This window comes from Vibrio cincinnatiensis DSM 19608 (genome assembly GCF_900167345.1).
In the GTDB taxonomy this organism is placed as follows: Bacteria; Pseudomonadota; Gammaproteobacteria; order Enterobacterales; family Vibrionaceae; genus Vibrio; species Vibrio cincinnatiensis.
The window spans coordinates 65,605-81,355 of sequence record NZ_FUXB01000007.1 but is presented as its reverse complement, the minus strand read 5'-3'; the positions used below and the strand labels follow the sequence as shown (position 1 = coordinate 81,355).

Here is a 15,751-nt window from a genome sequence, read left to right as displayed (position 1 = left end):
TATTCTTTCCTACCTTCAATTAAGCGTATAGCGGGTTAGTTTTTTCGGTGTCGATATCAAATTTCTTGATCGCTTCAACCACGACCGATTTCTCAACTTCACCACGTTTAGCCAGTTCGCTTAGTGCTGCAACCACAACATAACCCGCATTCACTTCAAAGTGACGGCGAAGGTTTTCACGGCTGTCTGAACGACCAAAGCCATCAGTACCCAATACTTTATAAGAGGCAGCTGGAACGTAAGCTCGCACTTGCTCCGCATAGTTCTTCATGTAGTCGGTTGCCGCAATCGCAGGCTCTGTACCCATCACTTGCGCGATATAAGGGACTTTCGCTTCCGCTTCAGGATGAAGCATCGCATCACGCTCACACGCTTGACCATCACGAGCTAATTCGTTAAATGAAGTCACCGCGTAAACATCCGAAGCAACGCCATACTCATCACTCAGAATTTGCGCGGCTTTGCGCACTTCATTCATGATAGTACCTGAGCTCATCAACTGAACTTTCGCTTTTGAACCAGTATAGGTTTCTAGCTTGTAGATACCTTTACGGATGCCTTCTTCAGCGCCTTCAGGCATGGCTGGCATTGCGTAGTTTTCATTCATGAGCGTCAAGTAGTAGAAAACATTCTCTTGTTCGCCATACATACGACGAATACCGTCTTGAATGATCACCGCCACTTCATAAGCGAAGGTTGGGTCATAAGAGATACAGTTTGGTACGGTGCTGGCTAGGATATGTGAGTGACCGTCTTCGTGCTGTAGACCTTCACCATTTAGCGTAGTACGACCCGCCGTTGCGCCCAATAGGAAGCCACGCGCTTGTTGGTCACCCGCCATCCATGCCATATCACCAACGCGTTGGAAACCAAACATTGAGTAGTAGATATAGAATGGGATCATGGGCAGATCGTTAGTACTGTAAGAGGTCGCCGCGGCTACCCATGACGACATTGCGCCTAGCTCGTTGATACCTTCTTGCAATACTTGACCTGACGTCGCTTCTTTGTAGTAAGAAACGATATCACGGTCTTGTGGGGTGTAGTTCTGCCCGTGTGGGTTGTAAATTCCGATTTGACGGAACAGACCTTCCATACCAAAAGTACGTGCTTCATCGGCAATGATCGGTACGATGTTTTGAGCAATATTCTTGTCTTTCAGAAGAATATTCAAGGTACGTACAAACGCCATAGTAGAAGAGATATCACGCTTTTGCTCTTCAAGTAGCGGTTTAAATTCTTCCAACTCAGGAATAATTAAAGGCTGAGTAAAGTTAGGCAAACGCTGTGGGGTATAACCGTGTAAGGCTTTACGACGCGCGTGCAAGTACTCGTACTCTTTTGAACCTTCTTCTAGCGTTAAGTAAGGTAAATCGTTGATCGCTTCATCTGAAATAAGATCTTGTAAACCAAGACGATTACGCATCGCAAGAACATGAGTCATGTCCATTTTCTTCACTTGGTGCGCAATGTTTTTCCCTTCTGCCGCATCACCCATGCCATAACCTTTCACGGTTTTCGCTAGAATAACGGTTGGGCGACCTTTCGTTTGTTGAGCATTTTTGAACGCAGCAAACAGTTTGGATGGCTCGTGGCCGCCACGTTTTAGAGCGAAGATCTCATCATCGGTCATATCGGCAACGAGCGCCGCTGTCTCTGGGTATTTGCCAAAGAAGTGTTCACGAACGTAAGCACCGTCTTTCGCTTTGAACGTTTGGTAATCGCCATCAATGGTTTCATTCATCAATTGCAGTAACTTACCAGAGGTGTCTTTCGCTAATAGCGCATCCCAGTTGTTGCCCCAAATCACTTTCACCACATTCCAGCCAGCGCCTTTAAATAGGCCTTCTAGCTCTTGAATGATCTTGCCGTTACCCATTACTGGGCCATCAAGACGCTGTAAGTTACAGTTGATAAGGAAACAGAGGTTGTCCAGTTTTTCACGAGCTGCAAAAGAGATTGCGCCGCGTGATTCTGGCTCATCCATTTCACCATCACCCAGGAAAGCGTAAACGCGTTGCTCAGAAGTGTCTTTAAGACCACGCCCCTCTAGGTACTTAAGGAAACGAGCTTGATAAATAGAAGCGATTGGCCCCAGACCCATAGATACGGTCGGGAATTGCCAGAATTCAGGCATCAATTTCGGGTGTGGGTAAGAAGGAATCCCTTTACCATCCACTTCTTGACGGAAGTTATCTAACTGTTCTGCGGTCAATCGGCCTTCAAGGAAAGCACGCGCATAGATCCCCGGAGAAATATGGCCTTGATAATAAACCAGATCGCCACCATCTTTCTCATTCGGCGCACGGAAGAAATGGTTGAAGCAAGTTTCATAGAATGCGGCCGAAGATTGGAAAGAGGCCATGTGCCCACCCAAATCCAAATCTTTCTTAGAAGCACGCAACACGATCATGATCGCGTTCCAACGGATGATGGAACGAATACGTTTCTCAATCGTCGTATCACCGGGATAAGCGGGCTCTTGGGCGGCCGGAATCGTGTTGATATAGTTTGTGTTGATACCAGTGGGCATATCAACGCCATCGAGACGGGCTTTCTCTAGAACTTCTTCTAATAAGAATTGCGCACGCTCTACGCCTTCTTCACGTACAACGGATTCAAGAGCGGCAAGCCACTCCTGAGTTTCCAGTGCATCTACGTCATGCTTCATGTCAGACATGGCGATCTATCCTTCTGTTGGTTGGATTTATTTAGAATCGCAATGGACCGCTATTGCGGCTCATTACCCTGTTGGATACGGCGCAGAGAACGCTCACGTCGAGACTCTTCCCGGGTCAAATCCAACAATGTTTCTTCAATATAAGCTAAGTGTGAGTGAGACATCTCGCGTGCCTTTTCTGGCTGGCCAGATACGATCGCATCCACAATATTAGCTCGGTGCTTACTTACTTTCTCAACCGCTTCGGGGCGGCGATGTAATAATTTAAAATTTTGTAGAATGTTTTGCTCAAGCAATGGAGCGAGACTCCGAACGATATGCAATAGAACAACATTATGGGTTGCCTCGGTGATAGCAATAAGAAATTCCATAACGCTAACAGCTTCAGCTTCCAGATCATTTTTTGTTTGCATTTCACTAATTCGCACCACACTGGCTTGAATACGAGCAAAATCTTCATTAGTACCACGTAATGCCGCAAAATAAGCGGAAATGCCTTCTAACGCATGGCGCGCTTCCAGTAAATCCAATTGAGTTTCTGAGTGGCTAGACAATAAATTTAGCAGAGGATCGGAGAAACTTTGCCAGATATGTTCACTGACGAAAGTGCCCCCTCCTTGACGACGCGTTAAAAGACGTTTGGCTTCTAAACGCTGTATGGCTTCACGGACCGAAGGTCGAGAAACATCGAACTGTTTGGCGAGTTCACGCTCGGGAGGTAATTGCTGCCCAGGCGTTAATGTTCCTTCCACTATCAACCGTTCTAACTCTTGCTCTATCACATCAGAAAGTTTCGGCTGACGAATCCTTTGATAAGCCATAATTTATTGTTCTTTTACTCTTTATTTTACCGTTGGCAATTGGTAATACCAATTTCAAGTTGAGATAGAAATTAACATAATTAAAACGTAATTGTCCAGCCAAAAATTGACGTAAATCATAGAACAGGGCTGAAGAAAACACTTTGATAACAATAGCACACTAAAACAGAAATAGGATTGGTCAGACCAATTACAAAAAACACACAGATGGGAGAATGGCGGGCCACAAAGAGTACGGATATCACTGAAAACGTAAAAATATAGAGATAACAGTAAGATAAAACTTGAGTGATCAACAGATTCACCACTCAAGTGATTAGCAGAAGGGTTATTTGGCTTCGATATGATCAACTAATAGCTGTAAAGATTGGTTGCCACGAAATTCATTAATGTCCAACTTATAAGCCAGATGGACGGTTTTCACTGAAGTATCCGGCCAACGGCGCAAATCCACATTAAAGGCGATACCATCGATCATCACATGAGTGGGATGCCCTTTAAATAATGGCTCTAACATGAGTTTGAGGTGCTTTTCTCCCACCAATTTTTGATTAAGCACTTTAAATTCACCATCAAACAAAGGTTCAGGAAATGCTTGGCCCCATGGTCCTCCAGCACGTAGGGTTTCCGCCGTATGCATAGAAAACTCTTCAGGTTTGAGTTCACCATCACTCAGTAGTATCCCTTTCAGGTTGGCTTCGTCTAACTGTTCACTGACCGATTGTTCAAATAACTGACGGAAACGTTCAAATTGACGCTCTTCAATGGTTAACCCTGCCGCCATAGCATGACCACCGAATTTAATAATCACCCCCGGATTTTGCGTATCAATGTTGTCTAATGTATCACGCATATGCAGGCCAGGGATCGAGCGACAAGAACCTTTCATTAGCCCCTCACCTCCGTCAGCAAAAGCGATCACGGGACGGTGGTATTTATCTTTGATACGAGAGGCCAATATACCAATAACACCTTGGTGCCAGTCTCTTTGAAATAGCACTAAACCGGCGGGTAATGTGCCATTCTCGCCAAATTGTAGCCGCTCACAAAAAGCCAACGCTTCTTGTTTCATTCCTTCTTCGATCTCTTTACGTGTTTGATTAAGCGCATCCAATTCATTCGCCATTCGGCGAGCGGCATGAATATTGTTGGTCAGCAAGAGCTCGACCCCAAAAGACATATCATCTAAACGCCCAGCTGCATTAATGCGAGGCCCTAAAGCAAAACCAAAATCAGCCGCAATCAATCGACGAGCATCGCGTTTCGCCACTTCAATCAGCGCTTGGATTCCCGGACGTGCCTTACCCGCTCGAATACGTTGTAAGCCTTGATGGACCAAGATTCGGTTATTTTCATCCAACGGCACTACATCAGCAACCGTCCCCAATGCAACCAGATCGATCAGCTCCATTAATTTAGGTTCTGCCATTCCTTGCTGATGAAACCAACCTGACTGGCGCATGTGCACACACAGTGCCATCATGAGATAAAAGGCCACCCCAACGCCAGCCAGTGCTTTGGAAGGAAAAGCACACTGTTGTAAGTTAGGGTTGACCATAGCATCCACCTCAGGCAACACCTGTCCCGGTAAGTGGTGATCCGTCACCAATACGGTTAACCCATGCTGCTTGGCATAACGTACGCCTTCAATAGAAGAAACACCGTTATCCACCGTCATGATCATCTCTGCGCCAAGCGCTAAGGCTTGATCGACCACTTCAGGGCTTAATCCGTATCCATCTTCAAAACGGTTAGGAACCAGATAATCCACATTACGGCAACCAAGCATACGTAAGGCTAAAACCGATAACGCACAACTGGTTGCCCCATCAGCATCAAAATCTCCAACAATAATAATGCGCAGCTGCTTCTGAATCGCGTTGAAGAGTAATTCAACGGCTTTCTCAATCCCGTGCAATTGTCGGTAGGAGTGCAACGCTTTCGCCGCTTTTTCAAGCTGTTCAACCGTGGTTATCCCGCGGTTAAGATAAACTCGTCTGAGTAAATCAGGAATGGAATCTGGCAGTTGAGTCAGATCAGGATCAGGTCTTCTTTGAATCTCTATCATAAAAATAATCAGGCTTGGATAAACCAAGCCCGCTTCCTAAGTTAGTCGATAAGGCGAAATACTTACTGCTGTTGCAGGCGCTTTTTGAGTTGGGCTGCAGGTAGATAGCCCCCAACCATTTCACCATTGGGAAGGAAAATCGCGGGTGTTCCGGAAATACCCAGTTCTCGACCTAGCTGATAATGTTGCGCGATCGTCTGCTGACACTGTTTAAGATCCCCCTTTGCTTGGGCTTCTTGTCTTTCAATCTTGACACTATGCATCGCCGTATTCGGATCATCAGCACACCAAATAGCCGCCATTTGATCCGCCACTTGCCCAACAGGCCCTTGCCGAGGATAAGCCAAATAACGCACCGTAATTCCCAAATCGTTATACTCTTTCATTTGGCTATGTAGACGCACACAATAACCGCAAGTGGTATCGGTAAAGACCGTCACCACATATTGCTCATTGGGTGCTTTATATTCAATCATACTGGATTTTAGCTGCTCAATTTTCTGAGCATTGATCGGAGCTTGTCGTTTCGCAAGCACATCCACATAGCTACCATCCTCATTTAATGCATATAAGGTTCCGGCAATAAAATGCTGGCCATCTTCAGAAGCAAACACAACCCCACCTGGTGTTTGCACTTCCACTAAACCGGCAATATCCGCAGGCGCCACGGAAAGCACTTCCAGCCCCAATGGCGCAAAGCGTTTTGCAAACACATTTTTATCAATACCTGTCGCCCCACCCTGCGCGTAGCAGGCCGTTGTAACAATCGTTAGAAGCAGTAATGGTAACCGGTATAAAACCTTCATAAAAAATCCTTTCTATCAAGCCCTTGGATGGTGCTCGCTGTGTATTTGTTTAAGTCGTTCAGTGGCGACGTGAGTATAAATTTGTGTGGTGGATAAGTCACTATGGCCAAGTAACATCTGCACGACGCGTAAATCTGCCCCATAGTTAAGTAGATGGGTAGCAAAAGCATGACGCAGCACGTGAGGGGAAAGTTTTTCCACATCAATACCAGCGATCACCGCATAATGTTTAATACGATGCCAAAAGGTTTGCCGGGTCATTTGTTGAGCGCGTTTACTGGGAAAAACCACATCAGACGTCTGCTCGCCCAGCAGGTAAGACCGCCCTTGAGCAAGAAAAGTTTCAATCCATTCAATGGCATTTTCTCCCATCGGGACTAAACGTTCTTTGCCTCCTTTACCGATCACCCGGACCACCCCCTGCCTTAAGCTCATATTTTCCATCGTAAGGGAGACCAGCTCCGTCACCCGCAACCCTGTTGCGTATAACAACTCAAGCATGGCTTTATCACGTAGCTCTAGAGGATCACTAGGATTGGGGGCATTTAATAGGGATTCCACTTGCGCTTCACTGAGATCTTTCGGTAACCGTTGCGGCAGTTTGGGGCTGACCAACAAAGCACTGGGATCGTCACTGCGAATCTTTTCACGATGTAAATATTGGAACAAACGGCGCATCGCTGAGATCATTCTCGCCCGCGAGGTTTGCTTATAATTTTGATCAGTCAGCCAACTTTGATATTCCAATAGGCCCGCTAAGCTTATGAAATCTAAGCGATAGTGGTGTTGCTGCATCCAGTTCAGTAATTTATTAAGATCATTACGATACGAGCTTAACGTATTTTCTGCTAGCCCTCGCTCCATCCACATCGCATCTAAAAACTGCTCGATCAGCCCTTGATCGGCCGACAATTGCTCTGACACCGTTGATTCTCATTATATATTGTTAGGATAACCCCAACTTAATACCACAAATTCTTCACCACTCCTAGGTCGTCGGCTCTGGCATCTCCTGTTGAGTTAGGTATAGAATTCCCTCATCAAAAGAAATAAAGAATAGAAACCCTATGAAAATCGGTCTGTTTTACGGCTCAACGACTTGCTACACCGAAATGGCCGCAGAAAAAATGCGCGCTATTATTGGTGAAGAATTACTTGATATCCACAATGTCAAAGACACGCCACTTTCTCGAATGCGCGACTATGACTTGTTGATTCTGGGCATTTCCACTTGGGATTTTGGTGAAATCCAAGAAGATTGGAGCGCGATATGGGATCACATCGATGGCGTACCGCTAAACGACAAGTTCGTCGCATTGTACGGCTTAGGCGATCAAGAAGGCTATGGCGAATGGTATCTGGATGCGATGGGAATGCTGCACGATGCAGTCAAGAAGAACGGAGCTAAACTCATCGGCTACTGGCCAACTCAGGGGTATCAGTTTGAAGCCTCCAAAGCGCTCACCGAAGATGGTCAGCATTTTGTTGGGCTAGCGCTTGATGAAGACTCACAATATGAGCTGAGTGATGAACGGATTGCCACTTGGATTGAACAGATCCTCACCGAATATCAGCAATTTTCATAACCTCTATTAAGGCTGAATTTGGCTAAGAAAGTAGCGCCAATCAAAGACTAACCCTGGGTCTGTTTTTCGCATTGGCGCGATATATTGATGGCCAGTAATGCGCTCTCGGGTCAAGGCAGGATAGTGCACCATCAATTGCTCCGTTAAACTCACCAATGCTTGATACTGAGCTTGGGTATAGGCAATAAAATCACAGCCTTCAAGTTCAATGCCGATTGAGTAATCATTACATCGCTCACGCCCAGCAAAAGAAGATTGCCCTGCATGCCAAGCTCGGGCTGAAAAAGGAACAAATTGCACCACTTCTCCATCTCGACGGATCAAACAGTGCGCCGAGACTTGCATCTTCTCAATCACTTTAAAAAAAGGATGAGCTTGGCTCGCTAACGTGCCACTAAAAAACTGTTCAATATAAGGCCCACCAAATTGACCAGGAGGTAAACTGATGTTGTGCACCACCAGTAGTGAAATATCACGCTCATCTGGCCGTTGATCGTAAAACGGCGATTTAACACGCCGAGCCTCTTGATACCAACCATGTTGATCAATCATAACCTGACTTCTGCTCTTGTTATTTCCCGTCAGTATACTCGAGAAAAAAGGCTTATCACTGCCCATTCCCGGTTATTTATCATCAGATAATCTTTTTCCTACCGCCTCATAAAGCCAGAATGGGAGATTAACAGCTGAATTTCTAAGCGACTCATCGTATCATGCCCCCTTTCCTCCACAACCAAAGATGATTTGCGATGAAACACCCCCACAATAGTCAACAGCGCTTAGATTATCTCAAGCAACAACTGCCGTTAGAAATCACGCGCTCCGTGACCGATAGCTTAAAAGAAGATTTAGGCGGAACCCTCGATGCTACTGCAGATATCACCGCCAGTTTGATCCCTGCTGATGTCCATAGCTGTGCCACCCTCATTACCCGAGAAGCGGGTGTTTTTTGCGGAAAAATGTGGGCAGAAGAGGTGTTTAAACAGCTAGGTGGTCAAGTCACCATTGAATGGCAAGTTGAAGATGGTGATGTTCTGACCGCCAATCAAACACTCTGCACGTTAACTGGGCCAGCTCGTATTTTGCTCACGGGTGAACGTAACGCGATGAACTTTATTCAAACGCTGTCTGGTTGTGCTACCACCACCGCGCAGTATGTCAAGGCGTTACAAGGCACACAGTGTCGGCTACTCGATACTCGTAAAACCATTCCGGGATTACGTAGTGCCTTAAAATATGCCGTGGCCTGTGGTGGCGGTTTTAACCATCGAATTGGTGTTTTTGATGCGTATTTAATCAAAGAAAACCACATCATTGCCTGCGGTGGCATCACCCAAGCGATTCATACCGCAAAACAGCTCAACCCCGGTAAACCGATTGAAGTAGAAACCGAAAATTTAGCCGAATTGTCTGAAGCTATTCACGCTGGCGCGGATATTGTTATGCTCGATAACTTCTCATTTGAGATGATGCGTGAAGCCGTCAAAATTAATGCCGGACGCATCGCATTAGAAAACTCCGGTAACATCACCCTAGAGACGATTCGTGATTATGCAGAAACAGGCATTGACTACATCTCGGTCGGCGCGCTCACCAAACACATTAAAGCATTAGATTTATCAATGCGTTTCCAACAATAAATAACCTAGAATTTAAAGGCTTAGGGGCCATTCCTAAGCCTAACCTTTTAGCTGACTCGCAAACTTTATGTAACGTTTTTTACACCTCGACCAAAAACGTCGCCTGACTCGAAACCCATTCTTGAAGCCATTCTCTCAACTCTACGCTGTGCTTATTCTCTGTCTGTCTTAACTACACAACGAGGATGACAGTGTAATGAAAAAGAATCCAAACCATAAACAACAAGGTTTTACCTTAATTGAACTGATGATTGTGGTCGCAATCATTGGCGTTTTATCCGCCATTGCTGTTCCCGCCTATAAGGACTACGTAACGAAAAGTGAGTTGGCTTCTGGGTTTGCTACCATAAAATCCGTTATCACTCCCGCTGAGCTTTATATACAAGAAACAGGTCCATTATCTGGTGGAGTGAACATTCTTGGAATTGCAGAAAAAGCTAATCCATTAGGTGAACTCAGTTTCGGAACAGATAATAGTATTATCTTTGAACATAAAGATGGCGCGGCTAAAGGGGCTAAATTTACCTATACAAGAGAAGAAACTAATGGTTGGACATGTGCTCTTTCAGGATTAACTGATGACAAGAATGCACCCAAAGGTTGTCCAGCCACCAAATCATAACCATGCTTACCAACCTTATTGCTATCTTGCGACAAGCTCAACTTATGAGTTTGGCGCAAGAGCAAGCCGTGGTCGACCATATCCAAACTTCCGGTGCCAGTGTACCGGAAGCTTTATTGGCTCTGGATATTTTTCACCACCATGATTTAACCGAACACCTAAGCCAAATATTTGGTCTGCCCGAAACCGATGTAACTCGCTTTGACTACGCTTCATTGTGTCAACAGCTGGGTTTGCGAGAACTAATAACACAATACCAAGCCTTACCATTACAGCGGAACGGACAGGTACTGACCTTAGCCGTATCCGACCCCACACATCTACAAATTGAAGATGAATTTCGCTTTGCCACCGGGCTACAAATTGAACTAGTACTGGCGGACTATAAAGCCTTACAAGCGGCCATTCGTAGATTGTATGGTCGAACAATCAACCATGCTACGGCGCAAGGTAAAGAGATCAGTCAAGATGAACTGGCTGATTTGGTACAGATCTCGGATGATGAAAAGCAATCCGTTGAAGATCTCAGCCAAGATGACTCTCCAGTGAGTCGCTTTATCAACCAAATATTATTGGATGCCGTCCGTAAAGGGGCCTCCGACATACACTTTGAGCCTTACGAACAGCAATACCGCATTCGCCTACGCTGTGACGGAATTCTGGTGCAGATCCAGCAGCCCGCAAGCCACTTAGGACGACGGCTCGCTGCACGGATAAAAATTCTCTCTAAACTGGATATTGCTGAACGCCGGCTCCCACAAGACGGGCGAATAAAACTGCGCTTAAATGCAGATACCGCCATCGATATGCGAGTTTCAACCCTTCCTACATTATGGGGAGAGAAAATTGTCCTGCGCTTACTCGATAGCAGTAGCGCAAGTTTAGACATTGATAAGTTAGGTTATAACGATACACAAAAACAGCTTTACCTAAACGCGTTGAAACAGCCGCAAGGGATGATCCTGATGACGGGGCCAACAGGAAGTGGCAAAACGGTTTCACTTTATACAGGCTTAAGCATTCTTAATACTGAAGATGTTAATATCTCTACCGCAGAAGATCCGGTGGAGATCAACCTTCCTGGCATTAATCAAGTCCAAGTTCAACCCAAAATTGGCTTTGGCTTTGCCCAAGCGCTACGCTCATTTTTGCGTCAAGACCCTGATATTGTCATGGTTGGTGAAATCCGCGATTTAGAAACCGCAGAAATCGCAGTCAAAGCCGCTCAAACAGGACACTTGGTTCTGTCAACGTTACACACCAACTCAGCCGCAGAAACCGTCATTCGCTTAGCCAATATGGGCATAGAACCCTTTAACCTCGCCTCTTCACTCAGTTTAATCATTGCTCAGCGCTTAGCCAGACGGTTATGTCCACACTGCAAAGAAGCCTATTTTCCAAGCTTAACCGAGCAACAACAGTTTGCGTTAGACGCCGATCAAACCATTTACCAAGCCCATTCGAATGGCTGTAACGAATGCACCAATGGTTACAGTGGACGAGTCGGTATTTATGAAGTGATGGCCTTTGAGCCTCAACTGGCTGAAGCCATTATGCAAAAAGCTTCCATTACTCAAATTGAAGCCATCGCTCAAACCAATGGCATGCAAACTTTGCAGCAATCTGGCATAGAAAAACTCAAAATCGGCATCACCAGTATTCAAGAATTACAGCGTGTACTCTATTTCTAACTGATTGGAATTAATCTGTTATGCATTCATCTAAAGTTTATGAACTGAAAAATTACCGTTGGAAAGGCATCAATAGTTCTGGGAAAAAAGTGGCTGGGCAGTTACTCGCACTCAGTGAACTGGAAGTACGCGATAAACTCAAAGAGCAGCATATTCAGATCAAGAAAATAAAAAAAGGGGGTGTTTCACTCCTCACCCGCTTAACTCACCGAGTCAAAGCGAAAGATATCACCCTACTTACCCGCCAATTATCGACCATGTTAACCACGGGGGTTCCCATTGTTCAAGCACTCAAATTGGTCGGAGATAATCACCGTAAAGCAGAAATGAAATCGATTTTGGCTCAAATTACTAAAAGTGTCGAAGCCGGCACTCCGATATCAAAAGCAATGCGTACCGCCAGTAGTCACTTTGATCCCCTTTATGTCGACTTGATTCAAACAGGGGAGCAATCTGGAAATTTAGCCGAGGTCTTTGAACGCCTTGCTACCTACCGAGAAAAAAGTGAACAGTTGCGCGCTAAAGTCGTCAAAGCGCTTATCTATCCGAGTATGGTTATTTTAGTTGCGTTGGGCGTTTCCTACTTGATGCTAACCATGGTGATTCCTGAATTTGAAAGTATGTTCCAAGGTTTTGGCGCAGAGCTACCTTGGTTTACCCAACAAGTTCTTAAACTCTCCCATGCTGCGCAAGCTTATAGTTTAGGGGCTATATTGCTGATCAGCAGCTTGTTTCTGGCCCTGAAAACTGCTCGTAAAAAATCCTTTCAAGTCCGCCTTAAAACCAGCCGCTTAGGCTTAAAATCTCCGATTATTGGCGGTGTCTTAGCAAAAGCTGCCATTGCCAAGTTTAGCCGTACCCTTGCGACCAGCTTTGCGGCGGGTATCCCTATTCTTGCCAGTTTAAAAACCACCGCCAAAACTGCGGGTAATGTGCATTTTGAAACCGCGATTGATCAAGTACACCGAGATACCGCATCGGGAATGCCAATGTACATTGCCATGCGCAATACAGAAGCCTTTCCCGAAATGGTGCTACAAATGGTCATGATTGGAGAAGAGTCGGGAAAACTGGATGATATGTTGAATAAAATTGCGACCATTTACGAATTTGAAGTGGATAATACCGTGGATAATTTAGGAAAAATCCTAGAGCCGTTGATTATCGTCTTCCTAGGAGTGGTGGTAGGAGGATTAGTGGTGGCGATGTATCTTCCCATCTTTAACTTAATGAGTGTATTAGGTTAATATACGACCTTTCCCTGATCCTGCGATTTCGAGCGCCTAAATGGATATTTTCTATTATTACCCTTGGTTATTTCCGGCCTTAGCGACCCTGTTTGGTTTAATGATTGGCAGTTTTCTCAATGTGGTCATCTATCGTTTACCTAAAATCATGGAGCGAGAATGGCGTAAAGAGTGTGCCGACTCTTTTCCTGAATATGGTATCTCCCCCCCCAAAGGAAAGTTAACGCTAAGTACACCTCGCTCGACCTGTCCTCACTGCCAAACTCCGCTCAGGATCCGAGATAATGTCCCGCTACTCAGTTGGCTATGGCTAAAAGGGCAATGCGCACACTGCCAAGCTCCAATCAGCGCTCGCTACCCTTTAGTAGAACTGCTCACCGCACTTAGCAGTTGGGTGGTCGCTTCTCACTTTGGCCTTAGCGACTATAGCCTCGCCTTACTGTTTTTTACCTATGTATTAATCGCCGCGACCTTTATTGATTTTGATTGCATGTTATTACCCGATCAATTGACATTACCTTTAATGTGGGTGGGAATCAGCTTGGCATTACTTGGTATCAGCCCCCTATCACTGACAGATTCGGTGATCGGTGCCATCACGGGTTATCTCTGTCTTTGGTCTATCTACTGGCTATTTAAAGGCTTAACCGGCAAAGAAGGCATGGGGTATGGGGATTTTAAACTCTTGGCGGCGCTAGGTGCATGGTTCGGCTGGCAATTGCTCCCGCTGATTATCCTGCTCTCCTCTTTTGTTGGCCTTATCTTTGGTATCGTTCAATTACGCCTACAAAAACGAGGCATAGATAAAGCCTTTCCTTTTGGGCCTTACCTCGCCATGGCGGGATGGTTAGCCATGCTATGGGGTGATAAGCTCATTACTTGGTATTTACACTCATTAGTAGGATAACCTTTATGCCTTTGATCGTCGGCCTTACGGGAGGCATTGCAAGCGGAAAAACCACTGTCGCAAACTTGTTTCAACAACACTTTTCGATTGATATCGTCGATGCCGACATCATCGCCCGAGACGTGGTTGCCCAAGGAACCAAAGGGCTTACCGCGATTGTGGAGCATTTCGGCCCAGACATCTTACATCGTGATGGCAGCTTAAATCGCACCGCGTTACGAGAGCGTATTTTTACCGATGCGACGGAGAAAAACTGGCTAAACCAGCTTTTACACCCTCTCATTAATCAAAAAATGAGTGAAGAATTACACAAGGTAACGTCTCCTTATGCGCTATTAGTCGTGCCTCTACTGATTGAAAACCAATTACAGTCGATGGTTGATCGTATTTTGGTGATTGATGTGGATGAGCAAACTCAGATTGAACGAACTCAGGCCAGAGATAAGGTGAGTAAAGAACAAGTACTCGCTATCTTATCTGCTCAGGCAAGCCGAGCAGAGCGGCTCGCTTTTGCTGATGATGTCATTGAAAATAGTTCACAAAACCAGAGACTTTTGCCACAAATCACGAAATTGCATAAAAAGTATCTAGCCATAAGTAGTACAAATCGGTCAGAATAGCCTCAAATACACCAAGGCTAGTTTCATGATTACACATAAGTTTGAACATCCGCTCAATGAAAAAACTCGCATTTATTTGCGGGTAGAAGCGTTGCTCAATCAAATGGAGCAAGCATGCCAATTAGCGGACAAACTCCAGCATCAATTGCTGTTTCGCGCCCTTTTTGACCTACTTGATATTTTCGATCAAATGCAGCTCAAAAGTGAATTGGCCAAAGATATTGAAAAACAACGCCTAGCTTACCGCCAATGGCAAGGCATTGAAGGTGTCGATCAAGAAATGCTCATGACTTTATTAGCTGAGATTGACGAAGTGCACCGTAATTTACTGGCGGGGGAACGGTTTGGGCAATCACTGAAAGAAGACCGCTTTCTGAGTACCATCCGACAGCGATTTAACTTACCCGGCGGATCTTGCTGCTTTGACCTCCCAGCCCTACACTACTGGCTCCACCTCTCCATCGAACAGAAAATCCAAGATGCCAAACAGTGGATGTCCATTCTCCAACCACTGGCGGATGCACTGAAATTGTGGCTCAAACTGACCCGAGAAACAGGTCAGTTTAGACCTCATATAGCTCAATCTGGTTTTTATCAAAGTGATGCTGAAGGGGCGAATATTCTTCGTTTATCAATACCTCTGGAATATGGGGTCTACCCAATGATTTCTGGGCATAAAAACCGCTTTGCCATTAAATTTATCGATTTTCACTCCGGTCAAGCCAGTAACCAAACGGTTCCTTTCGATCTGGCGATATGTAGTTAACCTTGCAAAATACCGTTAATCTTGCAAAATGTCGGTTTTTACCCAGAGGAGAATCCCATGTCTAAGAAGCTGACAGTGGTAAAATGCCCACAATGCGGTGTGTCGGTAGAATGGGGAGAGCAAAGCCCTTACCGCCCGTTTTGCAGCAAGCAGTGTCAAATGATTGATTTTGGTACTTGGGCTGATGAAGAAAATGCGATTCCCGGAGCCCCTGATATGTCTGACAGCGATGGCTGGTCAGAAGAACATCTCTAGTTTATTCCTGTTTACAATAATAAAGCCCCGAAATGGGGCTTT

The 15,751-nt window shown here is 45.4% G+C and carries 15 protein-coding genes; 9 read left to right on the top strand and 6 right to left on the bottom strand.

Features of this window, described 5'->3' with window-relative positions; all coding sequences use genetic code 11:
- Window positions 1-19: 19 nt before the first annotated feature.
- The 5 genes from aceE to xerD form a co-directional block, all read right to left on the bottom strand.
- Window positions 20-2,680, bottom strand: coding sequence for a pyruvate dehydrogenase (acetyl-transferring), homodimeric type (gene aceE / locus B5D54_RS08105; protein WP_078926040.1), 2,661 nt, complete (start codon window positions 2,678-2,680; stop codon window positions 20-22).
- Between the two features lie 50 nt (window positions 2,681-2,730).
- A complete protein-coding gene (gene pdhR, locus B5D54_RS08100) occupies window positions 2,731-3,501 on the bottom strand; it encodes a pyruvate dehydrogenase complex transcriptional repressor PdhR (RefSeq protein ID WP_078926039.1) in 771 nt (256 codons plus the stop codon).
- Window positions 3,502-3,829: 328 nt separating this feature from the next.
- Window positions 3,830-5,569 (bottom strand): single-stranded-DNA-specific exonuclease RecJ, encoded by a 1,740-nt coding sequence (gene recJ / locus B5D54_RS08090; protein WP_078926150.1) that lies wholly within the window; start codon window positions 5,567-5,569, stop codon window positions 3,830-3,832.
- A 62-nt stretch (window positions 5,570-5,631) separates the two neighbouring features.
- Window positions 5,632-6,375 carry a bifunctional protein-disulfide isomerase/oxidoreductase DsbC gene (gene dsbC, locus B5D54_RS08085; RefSeq protein WP_078926037.1) on the bottom strand — a complete coding sequence of 248 codons (744 nt, stop codon included), beginning with the start codon at window positions 6,373-6,375 and terminating at the stop codon, window positions 5,632-5,634.
- 15 nt (window positions 6,376-6,390) lie between these two features.
- Window positions 6,391-7,299, bottom strand: a complete 909-nt coding sequence (xerD, locus tag B5D54_RS08080; RefSeq protein ID WP_078926036.1) for a site-specific tyrosine recombinase XerD — start codon at window positions 7,297-7,299, stop codon at window positions 6,391-6,393.
- Window positions 7,300-7,442: 143 nt separating this feature from the next.
- Between xerD and fldB the strand changes: the two genes are divergently transcribed.
- Complete coding sequence (gene fldB / locus B5D54_RS08075; RefSeq protein ID WP_078926035.1) at window positions 7,443-7,961, top strand: flavodoxin FldB; 519 nt, start codon at window positions 7,443-7,445, stop codon at window positions 7,959-7,961.
- A gap of 6 nt (window positions 7,962-7,967) precedes the next feature.
- Here the strand turns inward: fldB and ampD are convergent, their stop codons facing one another.
- On the bottom strand, window positions 7,968-8,513 hold the full coding sequence (gene ampD / locus B5D54_RS08070; protein WP_078926149.1) for a 1,6-anhydro-N-acetylmuramyl-L-alanine amidase AmpD: 546 nt from the start codon (window positions 8,511-8,513) through the stop codon (window positions 7,968-7,970).
- 197 nt (window positions 8,514-8,710) lie between these two features.
- On the opposite strand from ampD, the gene nadC reads away from it, so the two are divergent.
- From nadC to yacG, 8 genes are all read left to right on the top strand, one after another.
- Window positions 8,711-9,601 (top strand): carboxylating nicotinate-nucleotide diphosphorylase, encoded by an 891-nt coding sequence (gene nadC / locus B5D54_RS08065; protein ID WP_078926034.1) that lies wholly within the window; start codon window positions 8,711-8,713, stop codon window positions 9,599-9,601.
- Between the two features lie 196 nt (window positions 9,602-9,797).
- Window positions 9,798-10,223 carry a pilin gene (locus B5D54_RS08060; protein WP_078926033.1) on the top strand — a complete coding sequence of 142 codons (426 nt, stop codon included), beginning with the start codon at window positions 9,798-9,800 and terminating at the stop codon, window positions 10,221-10,223.
- 2 nt (window positions 10,224-10,225) lie between these two features.
- Window positions 10,226-11,914, top strand: coding sequence for a type IV-A pilus assembly ATPase PilB (pilB, locus tag B5D54_RS08055; protein ID WP_078926032.1), 1,689 nt, complete (start codon window positions 10,226-10,228; stop codon window positions 11,912-11,914).
- 20 nt (window positions 11,915-11,934) lie between these two features.
- Entirely contained in the window at window positions 11,935-13,161 is a 1,227-nt protein-coding gene (locus B5D54_RS08050; RefSeq protein ID WP_078926031.1) for a type II secretion system F family protein, read from the top strand.
- Window positions 13,162-13,201: 40 nt separating this feature from the next.
- Window positions 13,202-14,068, top strand: a complete 867-nt coding sequence (locus B5D54_RS08045; RefSeq protein ID WP_078926030.1) for a prepilin peptidase — start codon at window positions 13,202-13,204, stop codon at window positions 14,066-14,068.
- Between the two features lie 5 nt (window positions 14,069-14,073).
- Window positions 14,074-14,688, top strand: coding sequence for a dephospho-CoA kinase (gene coaE / locus B5D54_RS08040; RefSeq protein ID WP_078926029.1), 615 nt, complete (start codon window positions 14,074-14,076; stop codon window positions 14,686-14,688).
- Window positions 14,689-14,713: 25 nt separating this feature from the next.
- Window positions 14,714-15,454, top strand: a complete 741-nt coding sequence (gene zapD / locus B5D54_RS08035; protein WP_078926028.1) for a cell division protein ZapD — start codon at window positions 14,714-14,716, stop codon at window positions 15,452-15,454.
- A 57-nt stretch (window positions 15,455-15,511) separates the two neighbouring features.
- Window positions 15,512-15,709, top strand: coding sequence for a DNA gyrase inhibitor YacG (gene yacG / locus B5D54_RS08030; RefSeq protein ID WP_078926027.1), 198 nt, complete (start codon window positions 15,512-15,514; stop codon window positions 15,707-15,709).
- Window positions 15,710-15,751: the final 42 nt, after the last annotated feature.